We start from the raw sequence: 19,250 nt of genomic DNA, 5'->3' as shown, positions 1-19,250 counted from the left end.
TCTTCATTTAATCGGAAGAGTCTTTTTTAAATTTATGCTGCTGACAGGAACATTCCGTTGGCCGCGCTTGCACCTGAAATCAAAAGCTTGCCAGCAAACATCCCACCACCTCCAGCAGACATAGCTCCACCTCCAACTGCGGCAAGGGAGGCATTTGTCAAGGCTGCACCATGTAGTGAACTTATTGCAATACCTGTACTAGCTTTACCTAGAAAACCCCACGCACCAAGTACAGAGGCAAAAGCAGGTGCAAAAATGTATCCTGTAACAGAGCAGGCTAATGTTGTAGCGACAACCTTGATAGGCTTTCGATATTTGGTATAGATGGATTGACAAAAAAGTTTAAAGCGATTGAAGAGATTTTTAAAAAAGTTCATGTTTTCTTCCTAGTTATTCGTTAACAATTAAAAGCTTACTGTTATTATTGGTTAGCTTTCCTTTAGGCAATTAAAAATATGCCTAATACATCACTATTTATGGTTTTGATTTTTATTTTCAAGCCTAAATTATATTTTTTGTGAACACCACCTCACATAAGAGTTTTCCTAAATATAAAAAATAACAAGATAACAAAAACTTACCAACTCTAAGCCTTTAACCACTTGAGGAATAACTAATTCTAAATTTTCTCAACATGTATTATTTATCTTTTTAACTGTTCCCAAGATGAGTCAAATTTTGCCCAATACCTTTCTCAAAAACATAAAGCTATTAAAAACTCTTCAAACCCTTATCTCAACTAGAATCCGATGTACTGAATCCTAAAATGTGTGTAAGCCTTTTCGCACGTCACTTTTTCTACATCAAATACCATTGGTAACAAGAATCTTTGGAATCATTCTTGATATACTGGATTATTATTAAGTTCAGCTAGACCAAACAGTAACACACTCACTAGATTTCCAATTTGAGGGTGTTGCCAACTAACGATCAATATCATTCTAGATGACAAGAGTTGCCAAATTCGCAAAGTAAATAAAATCCTGTGACTTGCTATATTTGATTTTAAAGTAATCGTATATATGACGAATTCATAAATAGTCTTCTTCTCGTTCAGCATTTCGGATTACGACTGCTGTACATCTTAGATTAGCTCTCTTAGTTTATATTAATGAATAAATTATCAGTATAATTAAAAAATTGATTGCTAATTAATATAAAAAATCCTATTTGGAGGCCAGTTGCATATTCTTTTCCAACTGGACATCTAGTGGCGTATAGAAGTGGGCACTGATTCTACTTTTAGTTGTTAAAAAAATTATGACTTAGAACTAATGCTCCAAAACTTCAAATCCCAAACTTTCTAATTCTGTTTTTTCTAGTGGTTTTAATTTTTTAACGCACCATACTAATACATGCTTAGGTCTGGATGATGCAACATAAGCGAATCTTGCAGCTTCTGAGGTTTTATCTCCTATCCAATGAGACCAATGCGTACCATCTCCTTTACGCGTAGAATTTGAAATTAACATAGTCGCTTCATGCGTTTCACCTTTAACACCATGAATGGTTGATTTTCTGAATTTGATATCTAATGAATCATTTTTACGGTGATAGTTAGAGATGCAGTGTGTTGCTTTACCACTTGGAGACTTAATTTTAAAGTCAGAGTTTTTTAGTGCTTCATAAATTTCTGGGAGTACAAATTCTTGCTTAAACAAATTAATAACTACAGCATTTACTTTTTTGCACCAATTTGTCCAAGTACAACTATCTGATTGCAAATCATGATTTAATAAATACTGGATAGAGTTGTAGAGGAACAATCTCCAATCTAATTCTGATGCAATAATTTGAGGGCAATTATAATCACTAGATTTTGTTTCTAGCTTCACCTTATCTTTAATATATTTTGAAAAATCAATAAGTGACTGATTGATTGAAGTATAACTTGTCTCATCAAAATTCAAGATTGAGCTTAGTAAGAACTCAACTGGTTTCGCTGGTGTGCTATCCACAATAGATAGCTGGTTTAAAATTTGATGACCTCTAGCTACTAAAACTCGATTGCTATACTGTTTGGTTAATTCATTAAATAGAGAAATCACTTCACTAGGTGAATCTTTATACTGAAGTACGAAACATGATTGTTCGGGTGATGTGAAATCAGCTTCGATTGAAGCTGATTTCATAATATTTGTTGCAATATTTACAATTTTTTGACAGCTTCGAAAGTTTTTAGTTAATTGAATTTTTCGAAAGCCATTGTTGATTATAAAGTTAATAATATCATTAGGATCAACATCTCTAAATTCATATATAGCCTGATTTAGGTCTCCTACAAAATGTAATTTTGTGCCATTCAGCATCATTGCTTTCAAAATATTTAATTGTTAGAGGTGGTCCCACATGTTTGAACAACTAAAAGCTTATTTATAAGTGATACTCTGCTCTAGTTAAGCTACCTTATTTTGTTGTGGTAGCTGGTCATAGTAAAACTCATCTGGAGTCATTTTGTCCAGACTCGAATGAGGTCGTTTCAAATTATAAAATTCAAAATATGCGTTTAATTGCTTCTTCGCATCCAAAACATTGCTGTAGGCTTTGAGATACACCTCTTCATATTTAACGCTCCGCCATAATCGTTCAACCATCACATTATCAACCCATCGACCTTTACCATCCATGCTGATTTGGATGTCATTTGATTTCAATACATCAATAAATGCATCACTGGTAAACTGACTGCCTTGGTCTGTATTAAATATTTCAGGTCGACCATATTTTTCAATAGCTTCATTTAATGTTTCTATGCAAAATGTAACCTCCATACTAATCGATACTCTATGCGCAAGTACCTTGCGGCTATGCCAATCAATCACAGCACATAAATAAACAAAGCCTTTTGCCATAGGGATATACGTTATATCCGTAGACCACACTTGATTACTGCGCTGAATAGCCAATCCTTTGAGCAGATATGGATATTTGCGGTGAGCTTGATTAGCCTGGCTTAAATTTGGTTTGCAATATAACGCATTAATGCCCATTTTCTTCATTAAAGTACGTGTATGACGTCGTCCTATATGATGTCCTTGACGATTCAACAAATCACGCATCATACGGCTACCTGCAAAAGGGTATTGCATATGTAACTCATCCATACACCGCATCAGCTTCAGATCTGATGCACTCACAGGTTTTGGGCGATAGTAATAACAACCACGGGAGACTTTCAGCAGCTGAGCTTGCTTAGATACTGAAATCTGAAGTGAGTCATCGATTAACTTTTGTGGTTGAAGCGGCCCAGTTTCTTCAACACACCTTCTAAAAAATCAATTTCTAATGCCTGCTCACCGATTTTTGCATGTAGTTTTTTTAGATCGATGGGTGGTTCTGTTGGAGCTTTTGATTGATCGAAAGCTTGCGAGGAAGCTGAAATCAGTTGATTTTTCCAGTCGATAATTTGGTTTTGATGAACATCAAATTCAGCACTCAATTCAGCAAGTGTTTTTTCTGCTTTAATCGCAGCAAGTGCTACCTTAGCTTTAAAATCATTTGAATGATTTCTTCTTGGTCTACGTGCCATAAAATACTCCATATATTGATGTTTATAACATCATTTGGGGAGCAAAATATCACTTATAAGTGTTGTTCAAATTTCCTGATCCACCTCTGTTCAAATGATAAATCTTGGCACTCATCTACAATGATAAGTCGAAATTTTTTTGCTATTTTTTTTGCATAATCCTGTGTAATAGTACGAGTAGTAAGAGCTGATTCAGCAAGATATTCGATATCTTTATGAGTTAGAAAACCTGCATCTCTGCATTTTTTCTTCGCACTATAGATGTCTTCTTTACGCCATTGTTCTAAAACCATAGCATTAAGAGCTCTGTTTGCATCTTGATTTGGTGTATGAAATTTAAAACGTCCTGTTCTATTATCAATTTCTACCTGATGCCCTGAAATTTTCTGATAGCCATGTGGATACTTTGTTAAAAAAAATAACTGTGAATCGTAGTTCACTACTTTAAATGAATAATCCCCGTTATCTCCTTTATATTTAGAAATATCTTTAGAAAGTGGATTAACAATATTCTTTAGGATAAAGCTATCAAATGTTCCTATAAAATGGGGGTAGGTTGATTGTCCTTTTATTTTCTCTTTAATTCTATGCTCAATTTCTTTAGCCGCACTCTTAGTAAAAGACAAAATTGCTATACCACTAGGAAAATACTCCCAACGCTCGATTTCATTCGCTACTCGTTGAGCAATGGTTTCAGTTTTTCCACTGCCAGGACACGCATTTAAAAAAATATTCTCTGTAATTTTTGCACGTTCAATATAATCGAGTTGTTCATCTGTATACTTCATCTAACTATTCCTCAATAGAAGTTTTGTCTAATGAACAAGCCCAAAGAATCGCATCTTCAAGGTATTGTGGGACTTGAAGTTTAATTTCCTCTGATGAAATCTTATCTGCTAAAACTTGTGCGAAATATCCTTTCCCAATATTTTTATCATCTACTCTTTTTAATATTTCAAAAGCATGATTTGCTTTTTGTTCAGGAGTGATTTTCAAGTAATCATCATCTATTATTACTTGTAAGCCTTTTTTCACCTCACCTGTTTTTGATGGCCATAATTCAATAAGAACTTTAGCTATTTCTTTTGCATTACTACTTTCCATTGCAAGGTCATATTCTAACGTCTTAAACTTTGCAACAAATAGCCGTGCAAAGTCAGAAGTGTTAATACTATCTACCAATTTCAAAGCATGATTTTTTCCTTCTAATATATTTTTTTCATGAGGTTTATAATCGTATGTTATTTTTTTGACTCTTTCATTTCCTGTTTTAGGATCTTTTTCTGTAACTTCTTCTTCATAATGTTGCTCAGGATCTAAATCTGTAATACCTGCACAGCGGATAGGAATATTCAAACCTACTTGATCTTCTTGATCATCATTTACACCTGTAATATTACAATAAAGGCGCATAAAATGATTAAAATAAATACCATTAAGATTAATTACTGAAACCCCATAGTCTTCAATATTATTAATATCTTTTCCTTTTAATACAGTTTTAGCAAGCTCTGGTATGATCATTTGTTCAGCAATGCCTTCAACCAAAATAACTCCACTTGCAAAAAGTAGATTAGACTTTGTGATATCTAACCATCGATTAAGAAAATCTAAATTTTTTAGTGCAAGACCACATTCAGCTAATGCTGTAGCTTTGGGATTTTCGTTTCTTGTTAAATGTATAATTTTATCTAGTTTAACACTTGAAGCTAGAACTGTTGAATGTGTGGTAACAATAACTTGCACATTTTGATCATTTGCTACGGTCTCTAAATGATCTAATAAGCGAACCTGCAGTTGAGGGTGCAAATGAGCTTCTGGCTCTTCAATCAGTAAAAGTCTATATAATGACTCATCCTTTGTTAATGTTAATTCCGCAAGGATAGAAGCAATATACAATAAATTATTGTATCCAAGACTATTCTGACATAAATCTCTGAATTGGTCCGCTTCGGCAGTAGTTACGTTTGGAAAGAAAATTAATCTTAAATTTTCAACAATTTTTGAGAATTCATTTTCAACAAATTGTATATGTGTTGATTGGCTAAAATTTTGACCAACTGCTTTTAATAAATGACCTGCAATCAACTCATTCGCTTTCTTAATACTTGAATCTGTTTCATTAATAAGAGATTGATTAAATTCTTTAAATTTCTCTTCTAATGGATGTTTCTTTTCAGCTTTCTTACATGCTTTAAGTTGCTCAGCTTCAATAAATTTTAACAATTTTGATAAACGAGATTGTCGTCCATTTACTAGTTTTGATTCCGCATCTCGTAATGGGGGGAGATAAATACAATGAATTTTGTCAAATAGCTCAACATCAAATTGAGAGGATTTAGAGTTTCCACCCCAAAAACTTTTTTTGAAGCGTCCACGTAATTCCTTATTTAAAACTTCTAAGTTTAAAATCACGTTATTTGCAGCATCACTCCACTGTAGAAATGCGATTGGTTCAGCATTTTCTAAATTATCAAATTCAACTTTTATTTTGAAAGAGTCAGAAGCTATCGACTTTTCTTTAAAAGGCTTATTAAAGTCATCTGAAGAAACACTGTATGACCCAGACTCAGTATCAATAAATAGCTGACGAAAAGAGTTAATAATAGTTGTTTTACCAGCTCCATTTTCACCAACAATTACATTTAGCCCTTTTCTGAAGTTGATTTCGAAATTCTCTGAAAAACAACGATATCCCTCGATTGATAACTTTTTAATAAACACTACTATACCTATCTAATTATTTAAAATTTAAGCCACCGCTTCATTAAATACTTCAACAATCCCAAATATGTTGTCAGCATCTGCATCACCAGACACACCATCTATCCCTTCATAGTGGATCTGATTAAATGGAGGTTAGTACAATTGTGCGGTATCTAACACGCCATTTTGTGTGAGATATTCAATCATCTTTTCAACAAAGCGAATTTGTTTTCATTATAGGTTGAGCCTGGATTTGTTGCACAAAGATTTAAAAATTAAAATTTGCCATACCTACTCAGATTTAAGTTATAACTTGGTTGTTAGGTCTGCCTAATTCAGTAAATTTATTTAATAAGGCTACTCGTGCATGAATCTCTTTAAAAGCGCTGTCAAATTTCCTAGAGCAAAGTTTATCTCCTAATAATTTGATGCAATGCATCTTGGTTTGAACCAAGCTTCGCCGATGATAGCCTGACAATTTTTTCCATAGTGTCCTGCCGAAATGTTTAACCGTTCGAAGTAGTTCATTTCGCTCTCGTGAATGAACTTTTATATCTTTCCAAGGCTTTGCATTTTTTCTTGGTAAAACACTGCATACGCTTGCCGATCTGCAATGACCTGACGGCATTGCTTTGTGTCACAAGCACCACCTGTATAGACAGAATCAATCTGCTCATCCAATGGGATTTGATCAAGTAAACCCTCCAAGACTTGTGAGTCACTGACATTATTTGACGTGAGCTGAATTGCCCGAATTTGTAGGGTTTCAGCATCTATAGCAATATGAAGCTTACGCTATTGGCGACGATATTCAGGTCCATGTTTCTTACATTTCCATTCACCTTAACCTAAAAACTTCAAGCCAGTTGAGTCCACGAGTAGATGTAGACCATTACTAATTTTTGATAGCCAGTCGCAATATCGATATGCCTTTGCCTTCTGCAAAGTGCGGTATAATCTGGCTCTATCCAATCTAATTTGCAAACATTAATCAGACTTTGGACAAAGTGAGTGACCATTCGCAAAGACAATTTAAATAAAGATTTGATCATTAATCAGCATTGAATAGCTGAATCCGAGTAAGTTTGATTTCGTCCATATTTTCTTTGCGGATGAGCATACCATTGAGTCAAAGGATCAAACTAGATTGAGATATTGCCTCGATTAATTAAGGCTCGGTTATATGTGGACCAATTGGTTGTACGATAGATTTTGGAGATAGGCTTATTCATTTGGAAATTATATTTCTGAATAAGCTGTCATGAATAGGTTTGGGTAACAAGGCCACCAGAAACTATATTTAACTTATTTCGCCATCAATTATTAACCATAACTTTCATATTTTTAAATATATACTTAACAAATCATCAATCTCAAAACTTATTAATTATCAATATTAGTCAAATAAACAACTTACATTCAAAGATTATATTTGAGTCTATATTTTTTGAAAGCAATAAAAAAGAGAGCATAAGCTCTCTCAGCGTTGAGCCATCTTGGACTCAATCCATTGATTGATTTCCCAAGCTGACCAACAAATACGGTTTTGTGTCATCTTAATTTTCTTCGGAAAGGTGGAATCGTAATATGGAGATTTTTCATCCATTATCTCATATATGGTGGAACGACTAAGACCGGTGTAGTCTACAACCTGTTTAATACAAATCAGTCTATGCATCTGAAAAGTTTGACCTGTGAGCGCATTCATGATGTTTTTCTCCTAATCAATGAAGCGAGCGCATTTCGCTCAAACAATAGGTCAATTCCGTAAGAAATTATTTTTACTAGTTCAAAGCCTGAACTGACTGCTGCAACCCTTTCTGAATATCCTGCACATGACTCAGGTCATGTGATGAATGAGATGATTCTTGCTTGGGGTCATCTGTATAAAAATCCTCCACTATATCCAAGCCTTCTTCACCTCCTACCTCAAAACTGGCATTGCCATATCCCTGCCTTGCCACATGATCTAAAGCCTCCTGATAAAACCCTGCTGCCTTGCTTTGTTCATCTATCTGTTTAGCTGAAGTAATGGCTTCACTTAAGTTCACTCCATCACGTAAGGTCAAGTCCACGTAATAGATCGGGGTACGATAACTCTGCGTGGTGCTCTTACCTCTCAGAGTGAGTTGCAACGGTAGACATGATAGTAGATCACCCGATGCTGCATGGTAGTAACGAAGCCTTGCTGCCAAGGTACGAATGCTATTAAAACCTGTGGTTCTAAATATGAAGGTACCAAACTCATCAGATTCATCTAGGTTCACATAGAGCCGTCCATAAGGTTTACATAGTCCACCTTGCGCCAATTGACACAAATCAGGTGATGGGCACTGATGTTGTTCAATGCCATTTTGCCCAAGACGCTGACATGTTTCGCCATTTCCTGAGCAGATTAAACGCCCAGTCTGACGATCAAATAGGCTGTACTCTGCCCGTAGATTTAGCTCAGGATCGTTGAAGATCATACGGACTGGAATGTTTCTCAATTTTTGGTTTTGATTGGGTGCTTTGGCTCGGAGTTGTTCATCTAAGGGATGTTTGACCCAGCCATCTTTGTTTTGGATTTGGCTGGTAATGGTAAATTGATCATCCTTTTCAGGCAGTCTTTTGCCATTCTTTTCCACGATCTTGCCAATGCTGATACGACCAAGTACAGGTGGGGTAATAGCTAAACCTTTAATCATCTTGATGTCCTCTATATAAATGTATAAATAAAATTTTGCGCATAAAAAATCCCATACCTGTTGGAGCATGGGATCGGTTGATTTGAGTAGTGAATTTCGGTATCTCAGTCTTATCCACCATTCGGATAAATCTGGAAACGCCGTGTTCCTGCTTTAGTCTGTGGAAACTGTTGTAGGTATTCTGGGTGCTGTTTAAGAAGCGATTTACTGTCTAAACTGATTGAGTCTTGCGACTTTTTCCAAGTGACTGAACCGCCTGTAAATACCGCTCGCTCTGCATCTTTCATCAGCATTTGTAATTGATGTTTCAACTCATCAAAATACTGTTGGTGTTGCTCAACCTTATGCCTCTCCTCAAGCAATTGGTTAAAGAGATAGTTAGCCTGTTCATTTTGGCTGAGGTCTTCTACTAATAATGGAACTTGTTCAGGATAAAGCTGTTGTAAAGCTTTGGCTGCTGAATCAGAAGCATCGACACTTGGCGGGATACCTGTTTCGACACATTGCCAGAAGTGACGTTCCGCATTGATGATGTGCTGAATCACGGTTTCATTACGCGTCACTTTAAAGATTTTGGTTTCATGCCCACAGATCAGGGCACAGATATGTGCTGCCTGTTTGCCTGTGACTGCCAGTTGATGTTGTACTTGGCAGAGGACATACAGCGGTACGCCATCTCGCCATAGTTTTGAGCCATATTCACCTACGGTTTTACATTCCAAAATTTGAACTTCTTCACTACCCACCACGGCATAATCCAAATTCGCCAACATAAAGTGTTTGTCGTCATCTGGGTGTTGCAGTACGGCATTAACTCGACGTACCTTATGGTTGGTGTGCATACTGTAGAATTCAGCAACAAGAGGTTCTAACTGTTTACCCCAATATAAAGGTGCATAGCCTGCGCTTTCATCCTCGATGTTTTGTTGCATCCGTCCTGTTTTAATCATCCATAGTTCTAGCATCGACATATAGGGATTGAGCCCACAAGCGGTTGCTGCGTCACTGCTGCCAATACCCTGTTTTCTGACTTCTAACCATTGTTGGTAATTCAACTGTTTGGTGTTGGCTAGGCGTTTGGCTGTGGGTGATTTGGTTTTACGTGGCTGTGTGTTCGGTCGCTCTCGCCTAGTTCTGGTTCCCACTTCAACCTGCTGATTGGGTTGATTGAGGTTAGGTAAATAAGGTTGTAAAGGTGGATTGTTCAAAGTGTTTTGAATCTGGATATTCGAGTTCATGATTATTCCTGCATTCATATAAAAGTCGGGTAAAAATGGAATTGGCGGCATAAAAAAGCTGCATCCAAAGATGCAGCTCAATAAAATTCAATTAGAGTTATGTTCTGCTTAGGCTAAATCATTTAAGCAGTGAGTCTAAGGGCTTGTTCTAACGCACGCTGCTTAATGGCTGCACCTGCGCCAAACCAAGCTGAATCCAAACGATGATCTGTGCTCATCGCTCTTCGTTCGTGATCAACAAACTCCGTCATAGAACAAAGCAATCCATAAGCGGTATCCTTAGCAGAACTGAGTTCAGCCCCTCGCCCATGTCCATTAAACATCGTCATCACCTTGGACATGGCACGTCCATTCGGTTCGGTTTTATTGTCTGCTTTGAATGAGTTTGTTTGATTCGGCATGGCTGCATTTCGATAAAACTGAATAATGCTTTCATCCTGCTCAGCCATACTGAGATTGGTATTGTTAAACACTGCATCAAAATAGGCTGCGGCTTCCTGCTGTGTCACTTTACGCTGACTGAGTTGTTTCATTTCATACATGTGTTCATCCCATGCACGAACTGAAATACCCAGTTGCTGTTTGACCTTCTCTGCATCGAATTTAGTGCTATGTGGCACTTTCACCACACCAACATTGCCTTGTTGTTCTTTCAAGGCAATCGCTAAAGTGTTGTTGCAGACGACTCGAATACTGGTAAATTGTGCGGTAGTTGCTAGCGTGCCGTCACAAGCGGTTGCCAATAAAATATAGCCATTACTCACATCCTTACCTTTAAGTGCGGAACTTTGTCCTGTTTTCGCCAATGCCCAGAATTTCTTACCACCTTTGAGTACGCCTGCGGTTTCTAGTTCAAAACCTGATTGTTCAGTTAAATCTTTGTAGAAATGTAGGATTTCCATCGGCTGAACTTCCTGAAAGCGTTGACTCACTACCGATAGCGGTGCATGAGTATCCGAGCGATATAAAACCCGTTGTTCTTCAAACGGTAAAATGATGCTTTGCCCACGTTCATTTTGTGCCATATAGCTGACATCGGAAGATTCAATTCGCCAGTCCATACCCGCTTGTTGTGCCCACACTTCTAAGGGTTGATTTTGGGTCAATTGATTACCTAAACCATGCCAAGGTGTTTGACCAACGAATGCCATTGTTTCGACTAAATGTGCCATAAACTTTTCCTTAAATAGATCAATCTTGAATTGTTTCAATTTCAGATTTTGTGCATAAAAAAAGGCCTGCTAGGGGAGCAGACCAAAGTGAGAAGTCGATAAGATGCATGTGAATGCATTCATTCACTTAGATGGTATATATCTGAAATTTATTCTATTTCTGGTATTGTTTATTTCTAAGAAAGCTTAGCTCACACTTAGTATTAATAGTGGGTACAAATAAGCCAAAATTAACTTAAGGGGAAATAAGATTGGAACATCAAACTAAAAAACTTGCTGTATTAATTGATGCCGATAATTCTTCAGTAAATTCAATTAGTCCCATATTAGAAGAAATTGCCAAATATGGTATTGCAAGTGTCAAACGAGTTTATGGAGACTGGAGTAAAGATGTTCTAAATAAATGGCGAGATATTCTTTTGCCTAATGCAATAACACCAGTACAGCAGTTTGCTTATACTGTCGGCAAAGATGCTACCGACATGGGACTGATCATTGATGCAATGGATCTTTTGTATAGCGGTGCTTTAGATGGTTTCTGTATTATTTCTAGTGACAGCGACTTCACCCCATTAGCTTCAAGAATCAGAGAAAGTGGTCTTGTGGTTTATGGGTTTGGCAGAAAGCAAACACCAGAAGCATTTAGAAAGGCTTGTGATAAGTTCATCTACGTTGAAAACTTAACAGATGAAGAGAAAGTTTTAACTGAGAGCAAAGAAACTATTGTGGAAAAAGAAAATAATAATGTTAAAAGCACCATAGACAAGGATACATCACAACAAGTCGACCGCCCTACTCTCAATTTAATTTACAAGGCAGTTAAAGACAATTCAGATGAAAATGGCTGGGCCAACCTCTCTGAAGTAGGTCAATATATTAATAACGTTCGCCCTGATTTTGATTCTCGTAATTATGGACGAGCTAAACTTTCAGGCTTAATAAAAATGCTCAATCTGTTTGAAACTAGAATAGAAGGCAGCCAAATGTTCCTCAAAAAGTTAAAAAACAATAAGGTTTCTAATCCTGATAATAAATCAACCTAACTCACCATATAACCTTTAAAGTGATTTGACGTCCCCTAAAGCAAACATTATCATTCACTTGCTGGCCTACATTGCCAGTCGGTTTTGACAGACCGTTCAGCCAAAGCACACTAAAAAGTTTATCTTTTTGGTGAGCGACCCTGCGTGTCCCCCTCTGCGGCGGAACGGGAGGGGGACACCTTCGGGTGTGCTGATCCTTTGGCTATCAGTCTGTCAACCCTCTTTCGTTTCGCCACCATTATTTGACAGTGATGCGGTGAAACTTCTTTATAGCCAAAGGAGTCAACCATGACTAATCTCTATTCTTATCCTTGGGCATCAGCCCTATCCTTCACTGATAAAATCCAAAACACTAAATTATTGAGCTATCAGGTCTTTTATATTAAAGCGCTCAATTTATAACAACACTTTTAGTACATCACAATTTCAGCTTTCAGCCCTATCTATTGATTCAGGTCAGATTTGTGCTGCCATAAAAAAGAGATTCACTGTCACTGTGAATAAGAATAAAAGCTGCTTTGTGTTGTGAGTGGAGCATGTTTCAACACTGATGGTAAAGATCAATTTACCTGTAAGAGGTGGATCAGGAAATTTGAACAACACTTATAAGTGATATTTTGCTCCCCAAATGATGTTATAAACATCAATATATGGAGTATTTTATGGCACGTAGACCAAGAAGAAATCATTCAAATGATTTTAAAGCTAAGGTAGCACTTGCTGCGATTAAAGCAGAAAAAACACTTGCTGAATTGAGTGCTGAATTTGATGTTCATCAAAACCAAATTATCGACTGGAAAAATCAACTGATTTCAGCTTCCTCGCAAGCTTTCGATCAATCAAAAGCTCCAACAGAACCACCCATCGATCTAAAAAAACTACATGCAAAAATCGGTGAGCAGGCATTAGAAATTGATTTTTTAGAAGGTGTGTTGAAGAAACTGGGCCGCTTCAACCACAAAAGTTAATCGATGACTCACTTCAGATTTCAGTATCTAAGCAAGCTCAGCTGCTGAAAGTCTCCCGTGGTTGTTATTACTATCGCCCAAAACCTGTGAGTGCATCAGATCTGAAGCTGATGCGGTGTATGGATGAGTTACATATGCAATACCCTTTTGCAGGTAGCCGTATGATGCGTGATTTGTTGAATCGTCAAGGACATCATATAGGACGACGTCATACACGTACTTTAATGAAGAAAATGGGCATTAATGCGTTATATTGCAAACCAAATTTAAGCCAGGCTAATCAAGCTCACCGCAAATATCCATATCTGCTCAAAGGATTGGCTATTCAGCGCAGTAATCAAGTGTGGTCTACGGATATAACGTATATCCCTATGGCAAAAGGCTTTGTTTATTTATGTGCTGTGATTGATTGGCATAGCCGCAAGGTACTTGCGCATAGAGTATCGATTAGTATGGAGGTTACATTTTGCATAGAAACATTAAATGAAGCTATTGAAAAATATGGTCGACCTGAAATATTTAATACAGACCAAGGCAGTCAGTTTACCAGTGATGCATTTATTGATGTATTGAAATCAAATGACATCCAAATCAGCATGGATGGTAAAGGTCGATGGGTTGATAATGTGATGGTTGAACGATTATGGCGGAGCGTTAAATATGAAGAGGTGTATCTCAAAGCCTACAGCAATGTTTTGGATGCGAAGAAGCAATTAAACGCATATTTTGAATTTTATAATTTGAAACGACCTCATTCGAGTCTGGACAAAATGACTCCAGATGAGTTTTACTATGACCAGCTACCACAACAAAATAAGGTAGCTTAACTAGAGCAGAGTATCACTTATAAATAAGCTTTTAGTTGTTCAAACATGTGGGACCACCTCTGTAGGTCTAAACATCTCTCCAATACATGCAATAAGGACACGAAGATGAAAGGCAAGATTTTAGATTTCACGATTCAAACCAATATGGGAATTATTCTGGGTAATGACCAAAAACGTTATAACTTTTTAGGTAGTGAATGGAAAGAACAGCACGCACCTGTTCGAGGCAATGAAGTTGACTTTGATGTAAATGCTGAAGGTCAAGCTACAGGTATTTACCTCGATTTCATGACTGTAGCTGAAACTCCACAACAAACTAAAACACTAATACCCTCTCCAACTTTTGTTAATGGCAATCCAAATGATTCAACAAAAGCAACCACCAACAACATTGAAAGCATCCTTACAAACTATCAACAAGCCATTTTGACCTGCTTTAAAAAGTTTGCAGATTTTAAGGACCGTGCTAGACGCAGTGAGTTTTGGTATTTCGAGCTATTTTGTGTACTGATGAGCCTAGCCTTTAGCTTTATCAGTGAAGATGCAGCAACCATCGTCATGTTAATCACGTTTATTCCAAATATAGCGGTCAGTGTCAGACGTTTACATGACATTGGGCGTTCAGGTTGGTGGATGTTAATCGCACTTGTGCCCATTGTAGGAATACTTTTACTGCTGTTCTGGGCTGCACAAGAAGGCGAACCTACAACAAATGCCTATGGTGAATCACCTAAAGCCTAGTCAATAAAAATCATTCCATCGTATCTAAATAAGCATCTGTACATCCATACCTACAAAGCCCATACATGTACATGTTTTAGGAATCATCATGAATAAAAAAATCATCATTACCTTAATGACAGCTTGTTTAATGCAAGCTTGTACTAAAAATGAATCCACAGAAAAAGCATCATCAAATAGCACTCAAACAGAAGCTATTAACGCCAATACATCTGACTCTCAAAAGTTTATTGATCAAGGCAAAAATGATATTGCAACCTATGGTAAAGAAACTTTGCAATACCTTCTTGATCAGAAATACCCTGATCGCTATACCGCCTTTTCAGTCGATAACGTTAAGTTCCTACGTCAGCAATCAGAAGACCTTTTTCTGTATACATGGAACATCCGTTTTTTAGACAATCAATCGGATGATGTCTATGGCTGCGATAGCCAACAACTATCATGGAATAAAAAAACCTCAGATATTGAATCTACGTTAAACGAAGATTGTTTTAATATCATTGAGCGTGGCAATACCCCCGCAAATCAAAATGAAACCACTTCGACAATTCCTGCAACCTCTCCAGTTAAAATTGCGTTAGAACAAAATCCACATCACTCATTTATAACAATGATCAAAGTTCAATCACTCGTTGATGATGTATCCATTTCAAATGTCACAGTTAATCGTGGCAATTGCCCTTTATTGCAAAAAATAAATAATCCAATACGACTTGGTTTTGGACAAATGATGTCAGTGGATACAAGCAACTGTGCTAGAAATAAAATTATTGAAGTGGTTATATCTACCAATCAAGGGGAATGGAAATTTGGTTCATAAATATAAGTTATGATTAAACATCATGGGAGGTGTAACCTCCCTAGTGTTAATACGTTGTTTTACACCGCCATCAATCACTATAAAATGACATCAATATCGTGTCCAAAGCACTTTAGAACGTCAAAATCTAAACTTACCCAAAAATGCTTTATGATTACTCGCCTCTTCATTATGCCACTTTAGATTCCACTTCCAATCATTTTGTCTCAAGGTACAATCACTACATTTATTACAATGCTGCTGCTTAAATCCCTGCAAGAAATCATGCTCACTATCTTGATCATAAGCTTCGGTTAATGACCACCCGCCTCTAGCATAATGATGCTTCAAACACACTAAAGTAATCATTCCTAAAGAGTGCATCCCTAACTGTTGAGCAATCATGCCCGCTGGTTTGTAATGTACAAATAAGTTTTCACAATTCTTCATTACATCAGTTGGATCATAGTTTTGAAGTCCCATTTTTACAAACCTTCCCTCTCTACTTTCCGAATCATCTGGGTCCATTCCTAGACTCTTTGCTAAATTTGTGAAGAAGGCTTTTTGTTCGTCAAAACTTGTCTCATAGAAACTCTTTTCTGTATATAACTCTTTAACTTGGTTATCAATTTTATCCAACATATCCTTTATTTCTGGCAAAAGCTTAAGTACAAGTTCTCTTATTGTGGCTAATTTAGTTCGATCTTTATACTCTTCCTTGCTATAAGTAAAATACAATCTTCCTAAACGATAAGTATCAGAAATTGAAGATATATAAGTAATAACAAATTCAAACATTTGAGCGTACCAATTATCAAGAAACTCTATAGATAATTTTGAGCCACGAGCTGTGTGAACCATTTTAAATAAAAAAAGAAAGCGTGCTAATTCGGTAAATAATGTCGCAAGCACATCGAATTGGCATTGGCTTAATAGCTTATTACAAAGAACAATGATTTTCTGAAGTTCCTGACACACATCAATATATAATTGATGTGTCTGCCCATCCATAAGCATATATTCGATACTCTTACTATCAAAATTCGCATTTGAAAAATGTAAAGCATGGAGTTGCTCCAGCTTGATTCTAAATAGCTCTATACGCAACCTACCTATCGCAGTAGTTCCATATATCTTATTAGGTGCCTCTCTTGCTATTAGAACTAGCCTCTCCTTAATTATAAGGCGCTCTTTGACTTGTTCATGCTTAATTTCTGTATATGGAGCAGACTCAAAAGCTTCAGCATAATAAGATAGAGCCACAAATCTATCTTTCGGAGGAACTATTGGTGACTGAACTATCTGGCTAGCTTGCTCATAAATTGCTATAAAATCTCTCTGTAAAAGAAGCCGATCAAGTTTTACATGATGAGCTTTAAAAAATGCATCACCAATGTCATGAATACACTTATCAATTTCATCAGGCCTAACAACTAAATAGTTAGAAACTGCTTTCTTAATTCCTCTTATAGACAGATAATCCCAACACTGCTTGACTGCTGCGATTAGCTTTAGAAAAGAATCATTATCTTTTCGAATGAGTTCATTTTGTATAGGCAGATGTACACTCTTGTTTTCGTCATTTGTACTTTCTATCTGCTCTTTAATTACTTCACTATCAGTAATAGATACCCAGAACACTTTCTCTAGGGTCACATCAACCACTACCAATATTACAGGTATGTTAAATGATAAATAGTATTTAAGTCTTTCAACTTTGATGCTATGAGATACAACTTGCCCATCCTTAATAAAAGAACAATTTTCCTCTCCCTTTACTTGGATTTTAAAAACGTTGTCTTCACCAAGAGCCTTCCCTCCTACATCTTTAATTTCAATCTCATAGTCAATACCATGATCATCTTGATCTTCTTGGCTGCGGGCAATCCAATTAGCAGGCAGCTTATATTCAAAAATCCGCCCTGCCTCTTTTCCAATTTCTCCAGCATTCATTTTACAGCCTCATATCTTTAACCAAGACATTATAGCAAATGTAGGTTTTCAATCTGATCATTCAAATTACCACCAATCTATCTACTAAAGCCGTTTAAAGTGAGCCAAGACTGGTAGAACCTACCAGCCCACAGGGAGTTTATAGAACCATAATTTCTCATTCTGTCTTAGTAGAAAGACTGCCCACAATGCTGGCATTGAAAGCAAGATTGCACATTTTGAGTTGAACCAGAACCAAATACTGAACCTAACAAACCACCGACTACGGCTCCTGCAATCCCTCCAACCAAGGGGGATACGGGCAAGGTTTTTGATAATGCTGCACCCATCGTGGCAAATGATGCTGACGATGCCAGACTCTGATTACCAGCTTGCGAAGCGCTATTTTGAACAACACGAATCACATGCTCTGAATGGCAATATGGGCAATTAATTTGCATAAGATATACCTCTGGAATAAGAAAGGCTTACCACACAGGCAAGCCAATAAAGAGAAGATGTTTCTCATCTAGATGGTATATAACTGTTTATGATTTCAATTAATGCTGTGACATACCAAAAGTTCTCATTCCATGAGAAGTCTTAACACGCAAATATTGTTCTTTTTCAGGTTGTGCCAAATACTCAACAACGGTAAGTAAATTTCTTACTTGTACGGGTACTGCACTATAAATCATCCCAACTCCAGTTTTACCTTGTTTTTCATAACTTCTTAAGTATGCTGGACTATTACAATTGAAATATGCCCCCTGCTCATGTGTTAATCGCTGCCATAACTCACCAACTTGTTGAGCAATCCCTTTACCATCATACCGTTTGGCTCCATTAAAAATAAGTAAAGCATGGCAGTGATAACCTTTATCCTCTTCGCCTTGCTCAGCAGCCCAAGCATAAAAAATCAAACCATTGAATAACTCATCTTTATTCTTAGCAATCTGATACCGAAAGGTAATTAGGTCATTATGAAATGATTGAATAGTTTTATGGAAAAGGAACTGCTTTAGATAGGCAAGATCTACACGAACTACCAATAAAGTACGATATTGCCGTGTTAGCTCAAGTACTCGATTTCTTATTTCTAACCTGTTTTTATTTTCATGATAGCGATGTTGTCTTAACTGATATTGGTATCGGTCTTTATAACGCCGAAGCTCTGCTTGCCACTGACTAAATGTCCATTCTTTCAGATAATCAATTAGAGAACCTCTATCATCTAAATGCGCATCAGTTTCCCTGATCAGATTTACAAAACATGCTAAATAACCAAAATAATAGCAATGATGATTAAAGATGCTATCAAATGTTCTCAGCAAATCTGCAAAGTCTTGATAAAAGTATTTAGGTTCCCGTTTACACTCTATCCAACCTTTAATACTTTTCTCTATCAAAATCATTAAGTTACTTTCATTAATAGTATTTGACATACTTGCTTTCCTATAATCGAATACATATAAGAAAGACATTTCGTATATAACTACCTCAACAACATAATTAATATTTATTAATCAATAATATATAAACACCAACCACACTAAATTCAAAAACACAGGCAAAAACCTTCACTTGATTATAAATAAGTAGTCA

Annotated in this window: 16 protein-coding genes and 2 pseudogenes; 4 read left to right on the top strand and 14 right to left on the bottom strand. The window is 36.6% G+C overall.

The genetic code is table 11. The features are described from left to right. Window positions 1-32: 32 nt before the first annotated feature. The 11 genes and pseudogenes from F885_RS14520 to F885_RS14565 form a co-directional block, all read right to left on the bottom strand. The gene (locus tag F885_RS14520) at window positions 33-377 is read right to left on the bottom strand and encodes a hypothetical protein (RefSeq protein WP_005314379.1); all 345 of its coding nucleotides are present in this window, start codon (window positions 375-377) and stop codon (window positions 33-35) included. Between the two features lie 894 nt (window positions 378-1,271). Next, window positions 1,272-2,312: a hypothetical protein gene (locus F885_RS14525; protein ID WP_005314376.1), complete on the bottom strand. Its 1,041-nt coding sequence runs from the start codon at window positions 2,310-2,312 to the stop codon at window positions 1,272-1,274. A gap of 84 nt (window positions 2,313-2,396) precedes the next feature. Continuing rightward, window positions 2,397-3,541, bottom strand: a protein-coding gene (locus F885_RS20600; protein ID WP_085944219.1) for an IS3 family transposase whose coding sequence is annotated in 2 segments (ribosomal slippage) — window positions 2,397-3,277 and window positions 3,277-3,541 — 1,146 coding nt in all. Because the reading frame shifts where the segments join, the coding sequence is not laid out codon by codon here. A 41-nt stretch (window positions 3,542-3,582) separates the two neighbouring features. Next, window positions 3,583-4,317 (bottom strand): UvrD-helicase domain-containing protein, encoded by a 735-nt coding sequence (locus F885_RS14540; protein WP_005314373.1) that lies wholly within the window; start codon window positions 4,315-4,317, stop codon window positions 3,583-3,585. A 4-nt stretch (window positions 4,318-4,321) separates the two neighbouring features. Then, window positions 4,322-6,253 carry an ATP-dependent nuclease gene (locus F885_RS14545; RefSeq protein WP_005314370.1) on the bottom strand — a complete coding sequence of 644 codons (1,932 nt, stop codon included), beginning with the start codon at window positions 6,251-6,253 and terminating at the stop codon, window positions 4,322-4,324. Window positions 6,254-6,280: 27 nt separating this feature from the next. After that, window positions 6,281-6,483 (bottom strand): annotated as a pseudogene (locus F885_RS20595) (type I restriction-modification enzyme R subunit C-terminal domain-containing protein); the annotation flags it as partial. A gap of 53 nt (window positions 6,484-6,536) precedes the next feature. After that, a pseudogene (locus tag F885_RS20590) lies at window positions 6,537-7,467 on the bottom strand (IS5 family transposase). A gap of 248 nt (window positions 7,468-7,715) precedes the next feature. Next, window positions 7,716-7,943: a helix-turn-helix transcriptional regulator gene (locus tag F885_RS14550; RefSeq protein ID WP_005314368.1), complete on the bottom strand. Its 228-nt coding sequence runs from the start codon at window positions 7,941-7,943 to the stop codon at window positions 7,716-7,718. Window positions 7,944-8,019: 76 nt separating this feature from the next. Beyond that, complete coding sequence (locus F885_RS14555; protein ID WP_005314358.1) at window positions 8,020-8,922, bottom strand: recombination directionality factor; 903 nt, start codon at window positions 8,920-8,922, stop codon at window positions 8,020-8,022. Window positions 8,923-9,032: 110 nt separating this feature from the next. Beyond that, a complete protein-coding gene (locus tag F885_RS14560) occupies window positions 9,033-10,160 on the bottom strand; it encodes a YqaJ viral recombinase family nuclease (RefSeq protein ID WP_005314356.1) in 1,128 nt (375 codons plus the stop codon). Between the two features lie 122 nt (window positions 10,161-10,282). Further along, window positions 10,283-11,332: a DUF932 domain-containing protein gene (locus F885_RS14565; RefSeq protein WP_005314355.1), complete on the bottom strand. Its 1,050-nt coding sequence runs from the start codon at window positions 11,330-11,332 to the stop codon at window positions 10,283-10,285. A 251-nt stretch (window positions 11,333-11,583) separates the two neighbouring features. On the opposite strand from F885_RS14565, the gene F885_RS14570 reads away from it, so the two are divergent. From F885_RS14570 to F885_RS14590, 4 genes are all read left to right on the top strand, one after another. After that, a complete protein-coding gene (locus F885_RS14570; RefSeq protein ID WP_005314354.1) occupies window positions 11,584-12,375 on the top strand; it encodes an NYN domain-containing protein in 792 nt (263 codons plus the stop codon). A 650-nt stretch (window positions 12,376-13,025) separates the two neighbouring features. Next, window positions 13,026-14,170 (top strand): IS3 family transposase gene (locus F885_RS20580; RefSeq protein ID WP_085944219.1). Its coding sequence is split into 2 segments (ribosomal slippage): window positions 13,026-13,290 and window positions 13,290-14,170, totalling 1,146 coding nucleotides; the frame shifts between segments, so codons are not numbered across the junction. Window positions 14,171-14,275: 105 nt separating this feature from the next. Then, window positions 14,276-14,911 carry a DUF805 domain-containing protein gene (locus F885_RS14585; RefSeq protein ID WP_005314351.1) on the top strand — a complete coding sequence of 212 codons (636 nt, stop codon included), beginning with the start codon at window positions 14,276-14,278 and terminating at the stop codon, window positions 14,909-14,911. A gap of 88 nt (window positions 14,912-14,999) precedes the next feature. Next, window positions 15,000-15,734 carry a hypothetical protein gene (locus tag F885_RS14590; protein ID WP_005314348.1) on the top strand — a complete coding sequence of 245 codons (735 nt, stop codon included), beginning with the start codon at window positions 15,000-15,002 and terminating at the stop codon, window positions 15,732-15,734. A 120-nt stretch (window positions 15,735-15,854) separates the two neighbouring features. Here F885_RS14590 and F885_RS14595 read toward each other — a convergent pair whose 3' ends face one another. The 3 genes from F885_RS14595 to F885_RS14605 form a co-directional block, all read right to left on the bottom strand. Next, entirely contained in the window at window positions 15,855-17,666 is a 1,812-nt protein-coding gene (locus F885_RS14595; RefSeq protein ID WP_005314345.1) for a DUF4365 domain-containing protein, read from the bottom strand. A 167-nt stretch (window positions 17,667-17,833) separates the two neighbouring features. After that, the gene (locus tag F885_RS14600) at window positions 17,834-18,106 is read right to left on the bottom strand and encodes a hypothetical protein (protein WP_005314343.1); all 273 of its coding nucleotides are present in this window, start codon (window positions 18,104-18,106) and stop codon (window positions 17,834-17,836) included. A 99-nt stretch (window positions 18,107-18,205) separates the two neighbouring features. Next, window positions 18,206-19,090, bottom strand: a complete 885-nt coding sequence (locus tag F885_RS14605; RefSeq protein WP_005314341.1) for a YagK/YfjJ domain-containing protein — start codon at window positions 19,088-19,090, stop codon at window positions 18,206-18,208. Window positions 19,091-19,250: the final 160 nt, after the last annotated feature.

Origin of the sequence: Acinetobacter higginsii, assembly GCF_000369845.1 — a bacterium.
In the GTDB taxonomy this organism is placed as follows: Bacteria; Pseudomonadota; Gammaproteobacteria; order Pseudomonadales; family Moraxellaceae; genus Acinetobacter; species Acinetobacter higginsii.
This window is presented reverse-complemented; position numbering and strand designations above follow the sequence as displayed.

What these genes read in the sequence shown, in the direction of transcription:
- F885_RS14520 (WP_005314379.1), bottom strand. Translation starts at nt 377, where the DNA reads ATGAACTTTTTTAAAAATCTCTTCAATCGCTTTAAACTTTTTTGTCAA.
- F885_RS14525 (WP_005314376.1), bottom strand. Translation starts at nt 2,312, where the DNA reads ATGATGCTGAATGGCACAAAATTACATTTTGTAGGAGACCTAAATCAG.
- F885_RS14540 (WP_005314373.1), bottom strand. Translation starts at nt 4,317, where the DNA reads ATGAAGTATACAGATGAACAACTCGATTATATTGAACGTGCAAAAATT.
- F885_RS14550 (WP_005314368.1), bottom strand. Translation starts at nt 7,943, where the DNA reads ATGAATGCGCTCACAGGTCAAACTTTTCAGATGCATAGACTGATTTGT.
- F885_RS14555 (WP_005314358.1), bottom strand. Translation starts at nt 8,922, where the DNA reads ATGATTAAAGGTTTAGCTATTACCCCACCTGTACTTGGTCGTATCAGC.
- F885_RS14560 (WP_005314356.1), bottom strand. Translation starts at nt 10,160, where the DNA reads ATGAACTCGAATATCCAGATTCAAAACACTTTGAACAATCCACCTTTA.
- F885_RS14565 (WP_005314355.1), bottom strand. Translation starts at nt 11,332, where the DNA reads ATGGCACATTTAGTCGAAACAATGGCATTCGTTGGTCAAACACCTTGG.
- F885_RS14585 (WP_005314351.1), top strand. Translation starts at nt 14,276, where the DNA reads ATGAAAGGCAAGATTTTAGATTTCACGATTCAAACCAATATGGGAATT.
- F885_RS14590 (WP_005314348.1), top strand. Translation starts at nt 15,000, where the DNA reads ATGAATAAAAAAATCATCATTACCTTAATGACAGCTTGTTTAATGCAA.
- F885_RS14595 (WP_005314345.1), bottom strand. Translation starts at nt 17,666, where the DNA reads ATGAATGCTGGAGAAATTGGAAAAGAGGCAGGGCGGATTTTTGAATAT.
- F885_RS14600 (WP_005314343.1), bottom strand. Translation starts at nt 18,106, where the DNA reads ATGCAAATTAATTGCCCATATTGCCATTCAGAGCATGTGATTCGTGTT.
- F885_RS14605 (WP_005314341.1), bottom strand. Translation starts at nt 19,090, where the DNA reads ATGTCAAATACTATTAATGAAAGTAACTTAATGATTTTGATAGAGAAA.